This is a genomic window from Chromobacterium vaccinii (assembly GCF_001855275.1).
GTDB classification, from domain to species: Bacteria; Pseudomonadota; Gammaproteobacteria; order Burkholderiales; family Chromobacteriaceae; genus Chromobacterium; species Chromobacterium vaccinii.
Window position 1 is genome coordinate 4,983,468 of record NZ_CP017707.1, and the last position, 15,795, is coordinate 4,999,262.

Consider the following 15,795-nt stretch of genomic DNA (forward strand, 5'->3'; position numbering starts at 1 on the left):
GTTTATAGTCGCCGACCCGGGTTTAATGGCTGGGATGATGCCCGCCGGCAATGGTTGTCCGGCGATCTTCTCCAGCCAGCTTTGCCGAGTTGGCGACCGTTACTTGGGAGCAGATTAATGAGTTTTACAGACAGCGCCGATGACGATCGCCTGGCGGAGGTGATCTGGCAAGCCGTGAGCGAGGGCGCCACGTTGCAAGACGTGCATGGCATTCCGCAGGACCTGATGGATGGCCTGTATGCCCATGCTTACGATTTTTACAACAAGGGAAGGCTCGACGACGCCGAGACATTCTTCCGCTTCCTGTGCATCTACGACTTTTACAACCCTGACTACATCATCGGCCTGGCTGCGGTATTCCAGTTGAAGAAGCAGTTTCAGAAGGCGGCCGATCTGTACGCGGTGGCTTTCGCGCTGGGCAAGAGCGATTACCGGCCAGTGTTCTTCACCGGCCAATGCCAGCTGTTCATGCGCAAGGCGGCCAAGGCGAAGCAGTGTTTCGAGCTGGTGCTGGAACGCAGCGACGATGAGGCGCTGCGTGTCAAGGCCCAAGTGTATCTGGATACTTTGCAGGAGGCTGAGGACGAGCAGTCCCGCAGCCTGGAAAAGGAGCAGGCATGAGCGATGTGGGCACGATAGGCGGCCGCCGGCCGCCAAACCCCGATCTCATCAAGGCGGTAACGGACAGCGTGCGCCAGGGTGGTCCGTTTCTGAATGTGGCGCATGAGGCTCACGCGAAGCTGTTGGCCTTTCATGCGGGCAAAACGGGCGGCGTGACGGTGGCGCGCGAGAGCGAAACGGGTTCGCCGGAGTTGACTCCGCCTACGGACAGTTCATTGCCTGGCTTGAACAAGGACGGCGCGTTCACTTACGTGGTGGGAAAGCTGATAGTTCTGTTGGGTGAAAGCAGCCTGAAGGAGCTGGAGGCCCGCCTGGCGACCTGGCGCGCGATGCGCGAATCGGAAAAGGCGATGAGCACCGAGTTGTCGAAGGAGTTCGAGAAGGCTTTGGGCGAGTCCGAGGCGGCCACCGCGGCATTCAAAACGGCGACGCAGAACAGCGAAACGGCGAATGCGGCGGTCGCCGCCGCGCAGAGCAAGGCGGATGAGGCGAAGAGCAAGCTGGACAAGATGTCGCCGAACGACGCGGGTTACGCCGACGCCAAGGCCGCCCTGGATGCGGCGAACACCACGCTGGCCCAAGCCAAGACCGCGGCGAGCAATGCCGTCGACGCGGCCGCCCAGGCTCAGCAAGTGGCGACGCAGAAGGCGGCGGTTACCGATGGCGTGGTCGACAAGATACACAACGCCGGCATAGACAGCGAGACCGCCAAGCAGGCGGACAAGGACAATTTGAACAATCTCGCCAAATTGACCGAAGTGATGGCCAGGTTTTCCAAACTCCTCGGCGACAACAGCGAAAGAAGCCTGAAAAACGAATTGTCCCTGTTCGAGGCCATGCAGGACAGCCGGCAGAAGGAGATGGAAAAGAAGGCCGACGAATACCAGAAAGAGGTGAAGAAGGCGGAAACCCTCAATACCGTCATGGGCTGTCTCGGCAAGATCCTGGGCGCGATCCTGACGGTGGTCAGCGTGGTGTCGGCCGCCTTCACCGGCGGGGCCAGTCTGGCGTTGGCGGCTGTAGGGGTGGGGCTGATGGTGGCGGACGAAATCTGCAAGGCTGTTACCGGGAAGTCGTTCATAGAAGAAGCCTTGAAGCCGCTGATGGACAAGATCCTCAAGCCCTTGATGGAGATGTTGAGCAAGGCGATCACCAAGGCGCTGGAAGGTTTGGGCGTAGATAAAGGCACTGCGGAAATGGTGGGAGCCGTGGTCGGCGCCATCATTGCGGCGGTGGTGATGGTGGTGGCCATGGTGGCGGTGGCGGCGGTGGGAAAGAACGCCGCCAGCAAGATGGGCGACATGCTGGGCAAACTGATCGGCGACGCGGTCAAGGACATCGTGCCGCAGGTCTTGAAGGATTTGGCCAGCGGCACCGGCAAGCTGTTTTCCCAAGGCATGGAGCGCTTGACCAAGAGCCTTGGCCTGGGCAGCGACGAGGCGTCCCAGAAACTGGTGGCCAATACGCTGGACCAGGTGGTGACGGCCGGGTCGTTCATCAACTCCACCATTCAGGGGATCGGCGGGGTGGAGCAGGGGGTGTTCAGGAAGAAGGCCGCCGAAGCGCTGGCGGGTTTTTCGCTTGCCCGGGCCAGCATGGAGCAGCTCGAAAAGTGGCTGCAGCAGGCGGTGGAGACTTTCGGCAGCAATCTGAAGATTACCCAGGATCTGACGGTGAACATGTCCAACGTGTTCGAGCAAACCACGGATGCGGGGCGTTTCGTCTTAGGGCACACCCGCGCCTGAGCTAAAGGGAGTTTAAGAATATGACGGTTCACAACAACACTGTTTTCAATCCCAATCTTAACCAGGTTGTGGCTCCCACCGGCGCGCCTGTAGGCCGCGGCGGCGGCGTGGAGACGGTGCCGATGCCGCTGCCCAGCGATATCGACAACAAAGAGAAGAATGATGGAGGGAAGCCTCACCTGACCCAGCCCAAAACGGTGGTGACGGAGGAAGGCACCCGTAAGCTGAAAAACTTCATCCAGCTGAAAAGCGAAGAGCAGCCGGTGAAGGATGACGATAAAAAGCCGGATGGCAGCGGCCTCGACATCAGCCATATGTCGACAAAGTTTGCGGATACCCAGACAGAGCTGATGCATGCGCTGGTCAAGGTGAGAACGGCCGATAGCAAGCTCAACGGCCAGATGTCGATCGTCAGCTTCGACGCGGCCAAGGCCGGCGCGGCGGCGACGGTGAAGGCCGGCCAGGACGAGCTTCTCGGCAGCGTGGCGCAGAGCACGCTGCAGGTCGGCATGAGCGCCACCGGCGCCGGGATGAGGCATGGCGGCTTGTCGGCCGAGCGCGGCGTCTTGAAGACCAATTCCGTCAAAGTGGCAAAGCTTGACAGCGAAATCAACACGAACAAGATCAAGCTCGAGTCGCCGAATGTGAAGTCTTCCGATCGGCAAGAGCTGATGGAGCACAACGGCAAATTGGAGATCAAGCGTCAGGAAGAGCACCGGGCCGGAGAAGACACCAGGCTTGCCGCGGACAAGAAGAAAACCAGCGGCCAGTTGGTGATGGATACATCCGCCGCCGTCGGCAACGTGGCGGGCTCGGCAGGCCGCTACGCGGCGTCCACCGAGCAGGCGAACCAGCAGATTTCCCAGGCATCCAGCCAGGTGGCGTCCAACGCATCGGGCGAGGCGCGCGATCGCAGCCGCAGCACCGATGGAATCATCCAGGACGTGCTGAAGGTGCTGGATGGCGTCAGCCAATCCAATATGGCGGCGATGGGAACGGTGGCCGGCAATATCCGGGCGTGAGTCTATTCGCTCAATCCGTTCGGCCGCGCCGGCATCCGGCGCGGCGCTTTTCGCCCATGCCGCTTCGAGTTGGCTTGGCCCGCGCATCGGGAGGTTTGAATGCTTGATATCCATCACCACATCGCGTCGGCGGGGTTGCCGAATTTGCAGGCTCCGAACAACGAAGACGCTCCGACGCCGGCGCCGTCAGTCAAGACCGCGCCGGACAACGGCAGCCGCCCGACGGGCGATCCCAAGCCCTTGCAGCATGCGCTGACGGCAAGCCAGCGTTTCAGCGACACGCTGGCGCCGCTGTTTCGAGCGGTCACGACCGGCAAAACCTCGGCGGGGGATGACAATCAGCTGGCGTGGCATCAGCTGGACGGCCGCTTGCGCAGCCTGGCTGCCGGGAAGGTCGCGCTGCCGGCGCCGCAGGCGGAATCGTTTGCGGTGGGCGCCGAGCGCGTTTTCCGTTCGGAGTCGCCTTTCGTCCGCTCCCAAGTGGCGCGAATGGCTGCCGGGTCCAGTCTTTCCAATGGCCATGACGATTTCGCGCTATGGGACAAGATTTCGCAGTATATCGGCCAGGTCAATACGGATTATCTGGGCGTGTTTCAAGACGCCACCAGCAAGTACGTCAAGTTCTACAGCGAATTCAGCGATACCGTCATGTCGCCGTTGAGCAACTGGATCACTACCGCTAACGACGAAAAGAAGGGCGAGCAGATCACGTTGGACACGGATTCCTTGCGCAACGCGCTCACCGCGCTGAAATCCAAGTACCAGGACGTCGCGCTATGGAGCGCGACCCCGAATGGCAAGAATCACGATGGCGCCGTCGCGTGGGCCAAGCAGCTGGGTCTGCCTGAGACCTGCGCCCAGGGGGATAAGGTGGTGATCGATATGAGCGCGATCGACAAGATGATTGAGGATCTTCCGAAAGAAAAGACCATGGACAGCGCCAAGTTCCAGGCCTGGAAGGCGGGTTTCGACGCCGAGGAAGAAAAAATGAAGAACACGCTGCAGACGCTGACGCAGAAGTACAGCAATGCCAATTCCTTGTTCGACAACTTGGTCAAGGTGCTGAGCAGTACCATCAGCGCGTGCCAAGAAACAGCCAAATCCTTCCTGCAGATTTGAGGCGGCAGAGGACATGATGCCGGCCGGAAGACTTTCTCGATCCATGTCGATGCCAAATTTGGGATCCGTCAGCCAGCCGGGGACGGTCGATTCGAGAAGATCGTTTTCTCGCTTAGTGTCTCCAGAATTGCTCATAGGGCTGAAGAATGTGAGCAATTTTCCGTCCAAGCCGATGCGGCCTGAGCCAGATTTGGGCGGCTTGTCCGCAGGCCTCGCTACGCAGAGCTTGAAGACCCTGTCCAGCTTGGGAGAGCCGCCGGGCCGCTTGCTGGAGGTGTACCAAGGCTCCAGCAACTTCTACGCCAGAATGGAGGTGGCCGAGTTCGCCAAGGTGTTTCATCAACTGGCTCAGCAGCCGGACCTGGATGAGGAGAGCAAGTCGCAATTGCAAGAGCAGGCGCAGCAATATGCGGCGCTGATTCTGAAGGATGGTTTGGGGGAGAAGTCCGCTTTTGGCCCCTGGACGCCGAAAACCGATAAAGGCTACCAGCTGCGCAGCCAACTGGAGCATAAGCTGGCGCAGCATGCCGCCTCGCTGGAGGGCGGCGTCGGCCAGCTGAGCGAATCATTCCTGACGCGCGAAGTGCTGCCGCTGGCGGGCGAGTATCTGGCGCAGCAGTTGGGCGTCAGCCGGGATTCGGACCCTGTGCTCGATGGGCAGAAACAGTTTGAACGGGCGGCTCGCCAGGTCTTTGAAGACTTGAGCCAGGCGAGGCGGGCGTTGATGGATATCCATGGCGCCGGCGTCGGCAAGCTGGCGCGGGATCTGGATTTGCTGGCCATGCTGCCATTGCTGTTGCGAGTGGCGCTGGCGCGGCCTGAAACCGCGCTCGATGCAGACTGCGGCCTTGGGGCGTCGGGCGAGGTCCAGCTGCGGCGGAAGGTGTCGAGCGATTTGAAGCAGGAGGTGGTGGAAGATGAGACCGGAAATGAATCATCCAGGTAAGGGGCGCATGGCATTGGAGGAGCGGGTGAGAGCCGTGCTGCACCTCACGCTGGGGGCGGCGATGGAGCAGATCCAGCCCGCGGCGAGGCTGATCGACGATCTGTACGCCGACTCGATGGAATTGCTGGAGATGGTGATGTCGTTGAACGACGAGTTCGGCATTGAAATCGGCGCGGCGGATGTCGCGGGAATGCGAACGGTGGCGGATGTGCGCGAGGTGGTGACTAGGTGCTTGGCGAAAGCTTGGGAAATGGGGTGATCGCGCCCAAGGCCTGAGAGAGTTGAGGCCATTTATGGATGAGGCCTGATTTCAAGGCATGGCATGCATATTCAAGGTGATAAGAGGGAGATGGAAAATGATGATCAGTTCGCTAGCGACTGTTGGCGTCGCACAAACGCAGTCCGTGACTCCGGGCGAAAAAGTAATTTCTGTTTTGAATCAATTTGGGGTGGAGCTACGAGGCATGATCCATCCAGGAAATAAGCCGGAAGGCCAGGGGACGAGTGGGCCGGCATCTGCGGCGTATGCGTACGATATGGGAAATTTGTACACCCAATATCGCCAAAGCTCAGGTCTTTCACCCATGCAGGCGAGCTCTGAAAGTACGCTGTTCCAGGCGGGCTTGGCATTGAAGTACGGTGGTGGGAATTGCGATCATTATTCCGCGCTTGGTGAGTTTTATCTGAGTCGTGTCATTAAACCCAAGCTTGAGATGGAGGGCTTGGCGACGATTGAAAGTTATGAGCGCAAGTCGGATCTGGTGGCAAAGCATTCGTTTCTTGAGGTAAAGGTTGCTGGCGTGCCTGGATTGATTGTTTTTGATCCTTGGGCGGCCTCCAGTCCGAATAAGGCGCTGGCAGGCTATGCCAGTGAGTATCAATTCGATGTGGCGGGTGGGCGGGGGGAGGGAGCAATTGCAATTGATAAATGGGGAATGCCAGACGAGTTCTCAATAGGCGATATCGACAGCGTGACTCAGCAGCTTCGGCAATTTACCGATACTTGGGAAACGAATTTGCAGCAAAACTGCCCCAATGAGTATCAAGACATAAAGCAGCGAGCCGAGAGTGGGAATGTTGTATTCACCGCGTATGGCAATGATACCGGTTTCTCGCAGGGAATGAATGCCTATGCGGCGGGATTGCATCTAGGCGAGGGCGGTAGCATCAGCGCTTGGTACCGAACGCCGATTGCGCCTCCTGTATTGGCAAGGCAGGATTCCGATGAAAGCATGAAATCCCATCAGAGCTCTAATTCGGACATGAGTATCACTTGATCAGTGGAGTGCTGGGATGGTTGAGCATCAAGGCATAGGCGCAGCCGGTAGGCGCGGGGGCGCCGGTTGGGTGGGCGGCGCCCCCGCGCCGTCGACCGGTTGGAGCGGCTCCGGGCGGGCGGGACTCGGCTATGAACCGCCATCCAACGCGGGGCTTGCCCGCGCGCTGCGCGACGGCGAATTCCGCATGCACTACCAGCCGCAGCTGGATTGCCGCAGCGGGCGCGTGATCGGCGCCGAGGCCTTGATGCGCTGGAACAGCAGCGCTTTGGGGCGATGGGTGAGCCCGGCAGACTTCATTCCGCTGGCGGAGCGGGATGGCTTCATTGTCGAACTGGGCGACTGGAGCATGGCGCACGTCATGCGGACATTGCGCGCCTGGCAGGATGCGGGCTGTTTGCCGGCGGGCTTCAAAATGGCGATCAATTTGTCTGCGAGGCAGCTGACGCCCGCCTTGCCGGCGAGGGTGGCATGCTTGCTCGGCGAAACCGGCATCGCGCCCTCGTTGATCGAGCTGGAAATCACCGAGTCGTACTTTTCTCCCGATATGGCGGCGATGGCCGATATCGCCCGCCAACTGCGTCGGCTCGGGCTGAGGCTGGCGATCGACGATTTCGGCACCGGTTATTCCATCCTGGCTCATCTGCGCCATATCCCGGCCAACACGGTCAAGATAGACCGCGGCCTTACCCGAAAGGTGTTGAGCGTTGCACGCGACCATATCATCATGCGCAACTTGATTCGGATGATTCGCGATCTGGGCATGCAAAGCGTGTGCGAAGGCGTGGAAACGGCGGAGGAGCTGGCCGCGCTCCGGGAAATGGGCGCGGATGCCTGGCAAGGCTTTCTGTCCACGCCTGCCGTGTCGGCGGAGGAGTTCATCGGCTTTTTGGCGCTTGCGCCGCTGAAGCGCGCCGGATGACTTGATTGTTTCGCCGGAGCTGGAGGGGGAGGCGTTGCTGCGCCTGGTTTGAAACGGGCATGCTTACGCGGTTAAGCCAGTCGAATGCCGACTGGCTTTTTCTATTTGCCGCTTCGGATTAGAGGCTGGACGAGGGCGAACTGCGCGCTTGGCAGCCATCTAAGGAGAATGCAGCCCGTACACGACTTTAAACAGGCTCTCAGAGAAGCCGGTCTAGGGGCTGCGGTATACTCCAATCATTCCAAGCGGCGTATCGCATATCGTATTGAGGTGTAAATGACTGAACAACAATCGCTTCTTCCGGCAGAGCATAAGGCTTCGGCGCAGGAATCGCCTATGGCTTCCCGACTGCCGAGAGTCCTTTCCTTCCCGATGGACAGGCCGATTCTCGGGCGCGATCTGGACACATTCAAGGATTACTTCGGCGCCACGGTGGCGCAGGCTTTGGCCGCGCTGGGGATACAGACGCACGGCCGCTGGTCCACCATCGTCAAGAAGAACGCCGAGCGGCCGGTGGATGGCGCCATCGCCAACCTGGTGCGTTGGTATGCGGCCCACCCAGAGCGGTTTCCGTTCGGGCAAGTGGATATGCCGACGCTGCGGCTGCGGCTGGCGATCAATCAGGATTCTTTCGCTCAATTGTTCGGCCGGCGCAAGGTGGCGGTATCGCATTGGGAGCGCAAGCAGGTGAAGCCCGAGCCGCAGGTGCAGATCATCGCGCGCGAGGTGGACGATCTGTTGAAGTCATACGAGCACCAAGCGGAGAGCGAACGGGACGGCTCGCCGCGCATGATCGTGCAACACCTGCTGTACCGGCTGGAGGAGCTGGAGCAGGACGATGGTGCGACGCGAAAGGAAGATATTTTGGCGGCTATCCGCGAAACGCTGCGAATGGAGGAAAAAAACATCGAGCTCAAGCAGGAGGCCTCCACGCGCGGCTTGGATATGCTGCATGAGTTCATGGATATCGCGTCATTGAACGCTTCGCTGATACCCGCGCCGGCGCCGCGGCGCAAGAGCGTGCAGCCGGCTCCGGCTGCTGCCGGCGAGGCGTAGCCGTCAGGATCGGTGCTCAGCCGCGCCCGGCCAGCTCTCCCGCCAGTTCCCCAATCCGGACCAGCGCCCGCTGGTAGGCATCGTTCCACGGATAGCAGCACGACAGCCGCAGGCAGTTGCGGTAACGCCCCTTGGCCGAGTACATCGCGCCGGGCACCACGGTGATGCGTTCGGCCAGCGCGGCGTGGAACAGCTCCATGGTGTCGGCGTGGCTGGGCAACTCCACCCACAGCAGGCAGCCGCCGGAGGGCAGGGTGGCGCGGGTGCCGTCCGGGAAGTGCTGAGCCACCGCGCCGCGCAGTTTTTCCATCTGGCTGATGAAGTGGCGGCGGATCAGCCGCAGGTGGTGGTCATAGCCGCCGCTTTCCAGGTATTCGGCCAATGTCTCCTCCAGCAGCGCCGGCTGGCCCAGGCTGCTGGAGAATTTCAGCCGCCGCACCTCGCTGAGGAAGCGGCCTGGCGCGATCCAGCCGATGCGAAAGCCCGGCGCCAATGTTTTGCTGTAGCTGGAGCACAAGAGGACCCAACCGTCGCGGTCGTAAGCCTTGACCGCGTCCGGCGTCGCGGCGCCGTAGAACAGCTCGGCGTGCGGCGCGTCCTCGATCAGCGGCACCTGATAGTCGTTGACTAGCTGCGCCAGCCGCCGCTTGGCCTCGGGCGGCATGGTGCTGCCCAGCGGATTGTGCACGGTGGGCATCGCGACAATGGCGTTCAGCCGCTTTTCCGACAACAACAGCTCCAGCGCGTCCAGCGCCAGGCCGCTGGTGGGATGGGTGGGGATCTCGATCACCGCCAGGCCCAGATCTTTCAGCATCGGCAGCAGCGCGAAATAGGTCGGCGACTCCACGCCGACGGTGTCGCCGGGCTTGCAGACGGCCCTGAGCGCCAGTTGCAGCGCCTCGGTGCAGCCGTTGCTGATCACCAGTTCGTCCGCCGCCAGCACGCAGCCCCAACTGACCGCGCGCTGGGCGATCTGGCGCCGCAGCCGTTCCGAGCCGGGCGGAAAGGGGTAGTCGGTGGTCAGCTCCGGCTGCTGGCGCAGCAGCCGGCCCATGATGTGCTTGAAGCGGGTGGTGGGGTAGAAGTCGCTGCCGCGCGGACTGGCCAGCGACAGGTCGATGAAGTCGGCCTGGTTCTGCACCCCCATCACCGCTTCGATCTGGTCCACCACTTCTCCGGTGTGGTGGACGGCGCTTTGGCGGCGCATCCGGGGCAGCGGCAGGCTGGCGGCCGTTTTGACGTAGAAGCCGGATTGCGGCCGGGCCTCGATCAGGCCGCGGTCCTCCAGCATGCGGTAGGTCTGAAGGATGGTGGACGGGCTGACCTTGTGTATTGCGCAGGCCTTGCGCACCGAAGGCAGGCGCTCGCCCGGGCGCACGGTGCCGTTTTGGATCAGTTCTGTCCATTCGTTGACCAGTTGCTGGTACAGCGTCTCGCCGCTCATGCGGAGCTCCTCGGCAGGGTATGAGGTACAGATTGTTTTGGGCTTCGGTACAGTTTTGAATGAAACCGACCATAACAGTTTGGTCAATTCAAAACTGTTATGGTCTCAATTCTATTTTTCTGAATCTGTAATTGTCCAGTCAAAACGCCTAACATGACGACCTTGAATCGGGGATCTGCCCCGGAGGATCCGGCGCGTTGCCGGCCGCGGTTTCGGGAGTCGTCATGAATCTGCTTGCGCTTGTCACTTACCTGCTGGTGATGTCCATCACCCCAGGCCCCAACAATCTGGTGCTGGCCTCGTCCGGCGTGAATTTCGGCTTTTCCCGCACGCTGCCGTCCCTGCTGGGCATGGCGCTGGGCCTGTCGCTGCAAATCGGCCTGTTGTCGCTGTTCCTGGGCGCGCTGATGTCGCTGATGGCGTCCTTGCAGCTTTACCTGGCCATCGCTGGCTGCGTTTATCTGTTGTGGCTGTCCTGGAACCTGGCCCGCGCCGGCAAGGCCAAGGCGGGCGACGCCGGCGCGCGGCCGATGGGCTTCTGGGGCGGACTGATGTTCAACTGGCTGAATCCCAAGGTGTGGCTGATGGGCTTCAACCTGGTGATGGTGTTCCTGCCGGCTCAGATGAATCCCTGGCACGCGGCCGGCGTGTTCGCCATAGTGTCCTTCGTCACCAGCCTGCCGTGCATCGCGGCGTGGGCCGGCTCCGGCGTCGCCATCCGCCGTTTCCTGGACTCGCCGCTGCGGCTGCGGGCCTTCAATTGCGGCATGGCGGCGATGCTGGCGCTGACCGCAGTATGGTTGCTGGCGGAGATGCTGCCGGCCCACTCGCTGGCCGCCTTGATGGTCTGAACCCGATTTTTCCCGAGCCCGCGTTTGCGGGCTTTTTTGTTGGCGGCGTACAATAACGCCTTTGTGTTTTTCTCAGAGTCCAACCCATCATGATCCGTACCCGTTTCGCCCCCAGCCCCACCGGTTACCTGCACATCGGCGGCGTGCGCACCGCGCTGTTCTCCTGGGCTTACGCCCGCAAAAACAACGGCGTGTTCGTGCTGCGCATCGAAGACACCGATCTGGAGCGCTCCACGCCGGAATCGGTGAAGGCGATCCTGGACGGCATGCACTGGGTGGGCCTGGATTATGACGAGGGTCCGTTCTACCAGACCCATCGTTTCGACCGCTACAAGGAAGTGATCCAGCAACTGCTGGCCAGCGGCCACGCCTACCACTGCTACTGCAGCAAGGAAGAGCTGGAGGCGATGCGCGCCGAGCAGGAAGCCCGCGGCGACAAGCCGCGCTACGACCGCCGCTGGCGTCCGGAAGCCGGCAAAACCCTGCCGGCCATCCCGGAAGGCGTGCAGCCGGTGGTGCGCTTCAAGACCCCGCTTTCCGGCGTGGTGGCCTGGGACGACGCGGTCAAGGGCCGCATCGAGATTTCCAACGAGGAATTGGACGACCTGATCATCGCCCGCCCGGACGGCAGCCCCACCTATAACTTCTGCGTGGTGGTGGACGACTGGGACATGCGGATCACCCATGTGATCCGCGGCGACGACCACGTCAACAACACCCCGCGCCAGATCAACATCCTGCAGGCGCTGAACGCGCCGCTGCCGGTGTACGGCCATCTGCCGATGATCCTGAATGAAGACGGCCAGAAGATGTCCAAGCGCCGCGACGCGGTCAGCGTGGTGGACTACGCCGACAAGGGCATTCTGCCGGAAGCGCTGCTGAACTACCTGGCGCGCCTGGGCTGGGGCCACGGCGACGACGAATTCTTCAGCATGGAGCAGTTCGTCGAGTGGTTCAGCCTGGAGGCGGTGAGCCCGTCCGCCAGCCGCTTCAACCAGGAAAAATTCATGTGGCTGAACGCCCAGCACATCAAAGCCGCCGACAATGGCCGGCTGGCCGAGCTGATCGCGCCACGCCTGGCCGCCGCCAATGTCGACACTGCCAGCGGCCCGGCCATCGGCGACGTGCTGGCGCTGGTCAAGGAGCGTGTGCAGGATCTGAACGCGCTGGCGCTGGAAGTCGATTACTTCTACAAGAAGCGCGAGCCAGCCGTCGCCGACGTAGAGAAGCATCTGGCCGGCGACGCCGTTGAGCGCATGGGCCGCTTCGCCGATCGTCTGGCCGCGCTGGAAGCCTGGACCGCCGAATCCATCCACGAGCTGTTCAAGCCGTTCTGCGCAGACGAAGGCATCAAGATGGGCCAGCTGGGCATGCCGCTGCGCGTGCTGGTGTGCGGCACCACCCAGACGCCGTCGGTGGACGCGGTGCTGGCCCTGATCGGCAAGGACGAGGTGCTGCGCCGCATCCGCGGCTGATTTTCCGGAAGATCGGCATCAGCCTACCCCCGCCGCCCTGATGGGCCGCGGGGGTTTTGTTTGCCGTCAGCCGGAAGCCAGCGTGGCCAGGTAGCGCAGGCCGCTGATGCTGGGGAAGAAGCAATAGGCGCCGCCGCGGGTGTGGATCAGCCGGGGGAAGCCGGTGATGCGCTTGTTTCCGTGCCCCTTGGCGCCGGGCCGGGCGTCGGTGAAGGAGCTTTGGTCCACGTGATTGACGCCGAGGAAAACATCCTCCCCGCTGATGTTGAACACCGCGTTGCCTTGTTCCGACCCGCCGGGGCCGGTGGCCGATTTGACGAATTGGGAGTCCAGTATCCACTGGCTGGTCAAGAATTCGAACTGGTTGCTCAGGCTGGCGTTGATGAAATAGCCGACCAGGCCGCGTTTCTGCTGGTCCGGCTTGGCCGGATCGTATTCCGGGCCATAGGGCATGGCGCGGCGCACGATGCGGTGCGAGGGGCTGCCGGCGCCCACCACGCCGCCGTCGCGCGGGTTGCTGCGGCGTATGTGCGAGCCTATCGGGCACTTCAAGCCCAGGGTGTCGTCCTGCTTCGCGTCATTGCTGACATAGTGGAACGCGTTGAGCTGATCCGGCGGCAGCGTGGAGCCTTCATCGGTCGGCATCAGGGTCAGCGGGTTGCCGTTGCGCCAGCGGCCGCAGACCTTGGCTGCCAGCATTTCGGCGTCCATGCCCAACTGGCCGGCATAGGTCTGCAGGAAGCTTTCAAAGCCGGCGACATCCTGTTCCAGGATGCGGAAGGCGGCGAAGCTGCTGTTGAGGGATAGCTCCTCCGGTTGCAGCGAGTAGTAGCCGTCGCTTTCATTGAGGTAGCCGAGCAGGAACTCGCCGGTGGCCACCGATGGCTGATCGTCAGGGATGCTGCGCTTGCGCGGCGGGGCGCCGTCGATGGTGGGCTGGGCGATGCTGTCGCGGTAGCCGAAGTGCACCCGGTTGTCCGGCAGGGCCACGGCATCCTGCGCGGACAGCTCGGTCACGCCGTATTCTGCGAAGGCGCGGCGCAACGCGGCCGACGCCGATTCCAGCGGCGCCTCGCCGCCGTCCACCCACAGGCTGAGCAGCGCGTGGACCTGGCAGCCGTCGTTCAGGCCGCCTATCCAGTTTTGCGGCGCGCTGTCGTCGCAATCGCCGACCTCGGCGGCGACGTCCGGATTGGTGGCGCCCTTGTAGAAAGAGGCGTCGAAGGTCTGCAGCTGGGCGTCGCTGATCCCCAATTGGGACAAGCCGACGCGGGTGAAGCTGATGTTCAGGAAGTGGATCGGCTTTTGCTGGCCGCGCTGGGCGGTGGTGATCGGCGGGAGTCCCAGTTGTCCGTCCACCAGCTTGAGGATCAGTTCGCCTGCGCCGGCCTTGTCATCGATGCGCAGGACGAAGTGGCGGGCGCGCTCCACCCGGTAGCCGCGCAGGATGGTGCCTTGTACGTCGTCGAATGGGATGTTCATGGTCGCTCCGGGAGAAAGATGCGGCGCGCCGTCGGCGGCCGCATCGGAGACGGTGCGCAGCGTTTAGGGCAAGGAGGCCAGAATCGTCTGCACGGTGGCGTCGTAGGCTTGGTACAGGCCCTGGTTCAGATCGTGCTGGGAGGCGTCGTTCTTGGCGATGAAGGCGGTGAAGGCGGAGGTGTTGTTGGCCACTGGGATCAGCTTCTCAGCCCCGTCCACGAAGCGCAGCAAGGCATCGAATATGGGGCCGACCTCTTTCACGAAGTCCTGGATGTATTTGTCGAAGCTGCCGTCGTATTCGGTGATGACGGCGAGGACATAGGCCTTGCTGGGACTGATGCCCGGCTGCAGATTGGTGACGGCGCGGTCCAGCAGCAGGGTGCGGGCGTAGTGCACGGTGCCGATTGCGGTGAGGGCCGCGTGCAGCTTGGGTTGATTTTCCTTGACGGTGGCGGCCAGGGCGATCAGGTCCGCGTGGGGCGCCACCGGCATCAGCAGGGTAAGGGGATTGGCCATGTTTTCCTCCGCGACAGGTTTGTTGGAGGTTGAAACATAGGAAGCAGATAGTCTGTTTGATATGGTGTTGAATACGTAGCGCCCGCGTTGCGGGGCGCCGGCGGCCATTTGCCGCCGGATGCGCGGGGTTCAGCGCTTCAGCCACTGCCAGCTGGCGATGCCGGCCATGGTCATCAGCAGAGAGCCGCTGACATGCGTCGCGATGGCTGCAAGCGCCGGCTGCAACTGGCCCTGGCGCAGCAGATCCACCACTTCGGCGGAGAAGGTGGAAAAAGTGGTCAGGCCGCCGCAGAAGCCGGTGATGATCAGCAAGCGCCACAGCGGCGACAGCGCCGGCATGTCGGCGAACAGGGCCACGGCCACGCCGATGATGTAGCCGCCGATCAGGTTGGCGGCCAGCGTGCCAGGCGGCAGGGAGGGGAACAGGCTGTTCAGGCGCAGGCCGAGGAACCAGCGCAGCAGGGCGCCGGCGGCGGCGCCGATGGCGATGGCGAAAACGGATTTCCACATGGCGGCAGGGGATGAAGGGCAATGATGGCCATTGTGCATCTGCGTGGCGGGTTCGACTAGCGCGGCTTGGCGCGCGAGGGCAAAAAAAAGAGCCCCAGGGGGGCTCTGAATTGCACCTTCGCTCAGGTGATCGAGGCTCGGTCGGAGACCTGGCATCGATCATGTCCCGCTCTCGATCCCGTTGGAGATCGTGAACCGGACAAGACGCATTATCCCGATGCGCCAGCCTTTTCCGTAGCATGATTGTTGATGGCTTGTGTGACGGGGTGTAATCAAAACGGCCTGTATTTAACACTTTCGCAAAAGAATCGGCAAATAGGCCTAGCATCCCGTTTTTGCCGTTATCATGAAGTCTTTCAAACAGTCGGGAGCTAGCCTTGACGACGCCGTTGCCGGTGCTGGACACGCGCACCATCAGCATGCGCTGGGGAGACATGGATGCGGTGGGGCATCTCAACAACACGTATTATTTCCGCTACCTTGAGCAGATCCGCATCGAGTGGCTGCAGGGGATGGGATTCGGCATCGAGCCGGAGGGGATCGGTCCGGTGTTGGCCAGCACCAGCTGCGTTTACCGCAAGCAACTGACTTATCCCGCCACGCTGGACATCACCATCGAGCTGGAAAAACTGGGGCGCAGCAGCCTGAAGCTGCGCCACCATTTCTATCGCCGCGACGATCCGGGAGTGGTCTACGCCAGCGCCGAAGTGCTGCTGGTCTGGGTGGACTACAAGGCCGAGCAGTCGGTGCCTATCCCGGACGCGATCCGGGAGGCGATCGAGCGTTCGACGGCCACTGTTTGAGTCCGG

16 protein-coding genes are annotated in these 15,795 nt (G+C 62.0%); 12 read left to right on the forward strand and 4 right to left on the reverse strand.

Annotated features, from left to right (window positions below; translation table 11 throughout):
- Positions 1-117 precede the first annotated feature (117 nt).
- From sicA to BKX93_RS23090, 9 genes are all read left to right on the forward strand, one after another.
- Positions 118-621, forward strand: a complete 504-nt coding sequence (sicA, locus tag BKX93_RS23050) for a type III secretion system translocator chaperone SicA (RefSeq protein ID WP_021477908.1) — start codon at positions 118-120, stop codon at positions 619-621.
- A complete protein-coding gene (gene sctE / locus BKX93_RS23055) occupies positions 618-2,366 on the forward strand; it encodes a type III secretion system translocon subunit SseC family protein (RefSeq protein WP_070981555.1) in 1,749 nt (582 codons plus the stop codon). The genes sicA and sctE overlap by 4 nt, the downstream gene beginning before the upstream one ends.
- Before the next feature lie 20 nt (positions 2,367-2,386).
- Complete coding sequence (locus tag BKX93_RS23060) at positions 2,387-3,388, forward strand: IpaC/SipC family type III secretion system effector (protein WP_070981557.1); 1,002 nt, start codon at positions 2,387-2,389, stop codon at positions 3,386-3,388.
- 99 nt (positions 3,389-3,487) lie between these two features.
- Positions 3,488-4,507 carry an IpaD/SipD/SspD family type III secretion system needle tip protein gene (locus BKX93_RS23065; RefSeq protein WP_082107206.1) on the forward strand — a complete coding sequence of 340 codons (1,020 nt, stop codon included), beginning with the start codon at positions 3,488-3,490 and terminating at the stop codon, positions 4,505-4,507.
- Positions 4,508-4,655: 148 nt separating this feature from the next.
- Positions 4,656-5,453: a hypothetical protein gene (locus BKX93_RS23070; RefSeq protein WP_186009465.1), complete on the forward strand. Its 798-nt coding sequence runs from the start codon at positions 4,656-4,658 to the stop codon at positions 5,451-5,453.
- A complete protein-coding gene (locus BKX93_RS23075; protein ID WP_186009466.1) occupies positions 5,437-5,712 on the forward strand; it encodes an acyl carrier protein in 276 nt (91 codons plus the stop codon). Before BKX93_RS23070 ends, BKX93_RS23075 begins: the two co-directional genes overlap by 17 nt.
- Before the next feature lie 97 nt (positions 5,713-5,809).
- A complete protein-coding gene (locus BKX93_RS23080; RefSeq protein WP_144408830.1) occupies positions 5,810-6,730 on the forward strand; it encodes a hypothetical protein in 921 nt (306 codons plus the stop codon).
- 16 nt (positions 6,731-6,746) lie between these two features.
- Entirely contained in the window at positions 6,747-7,652 is a 906-nt protein-coding gene (locus tag BKX93_RS23085) for an EAL domain-containing protein (protein WP_083340656.1), read from the forward strand.
- 336 nt (positions 7,653-7,988) lie between these two features.
- On the forward strand, positions 7,989-8,708 hold the full coding sequence (locus tag BKX93_RS23090; protein ID WP_144408831.1) for a hypothetical protein: 720 nt from the start codon (positions 7,989-7,991) through the stop codon (positions 8,706-8,708).
- Positions 8,709-8,724: 16 nt separating this feature from the next.
- Here BKX93_RS23090 and BKX93_RS23095 read toward each other — a convergent pair whose 3' ends face one another.
- Positions 8,725-10,152: an aminotransferase-like domain-containing protein gene (locus tag BKX93_RS23095; RefSeq protein ID WP_070981565.1), complete on the reverse strand. Its 1,428-nt coding sequence runs from the start codon at positions 10,150-10,152 to the stop codon at positions 8,725-8,727.
- 224 nt (positions 10,153-10,376) lie between these two features.
- On the opposite strand from BKX93_RS23095, the gene BKX93_RS23100 reads away from it, so the two are divergent.
- The gene (locus tag BKX93_RS23100; protein ID WP_070981567.1) at positions 10,377-11,003 is read left to right on the forward strand and encodes a LysE family translocator; all 627 of its coding nucleotides are present in this window, start codon (positions 10,377-10,379) and stop codon (positions 11,001-11,003) included.
- Positions 11,004-11,089: 86 nt separating this feature from the next.
- Positions 11,090-12,478: a glutamate--tRNA ligase gene (gene gltX / locus BKX93_RS23105; protein WP_186009561.1), complete on the forward strand. Its 1,389-nt coding sequence runs from the start codon at positions 11,090-11,092 to the stop codon at positions 12,476-12,478.
- Between the two features lie 66 nt (positions 12,479-12,544).
- On the opposite strand, the gene BKX93_RS23110 is transcribed toward gltX, so the two are convergent.
- The 3 genes from BKX93_RS23110 to crcB all read right to left on the reverse strand — a co-directional run bounded on the left by BKX93_RS23110 (position 12,545) and on the right by crcB (position 14,986).
- Positions 12,545-13,960 carry a Dyp-type peroxidase gene (locus BKX93_RS23110; protein WP_070981571.1) on the reverse strand — a complete coding sequence of 472 codons (1,416 nt, stop codon included), beginning with the start codon at positions 13,958-13,960 and terminating at the stop codon, positions 12,545-12,547.
- A 63-nt stretch (positions 13,961-14,023) separates the two neighbouring features.
- A complete protein-coding gene (locus BKX93_RS23115; RefSeq protein ID WP_052729148.1) occupies positions 14,024-14,476 on the reverse strand; it encodes a hypothetical protein in 453 nt (150 codons plus the stop codon).
- Positions 14,477-14,605: 129 nt separating this feature from the next.
- Positions 14,606-14,986, reverse strand: a complete 381-nt coding sequence (gene crcB / locus BKX93_RS23120; protein WP_046155951.1) for a fluoride efflux transporter CrcB — start codon at positions 14,984-14,986, stop codon at positions 14,606-14,608.
- 377 nt (positions 14,987-15,363) lie between these two features.
- On the opposite strand from crcB, the gene BKX93_RS23125 reads away from it, so the two are divergent.
- Entirely contained in the window at positions 15,364-15,789 is a 426-nt protein-coding gene (locus BKX93_RS23125) for an acyl-CoA thioesterase (RefSeq protein ID WP_186009467.1), read from the forward strand.
- Positions 15,790-15,795 lie beyond the last annotated feature (6 nt).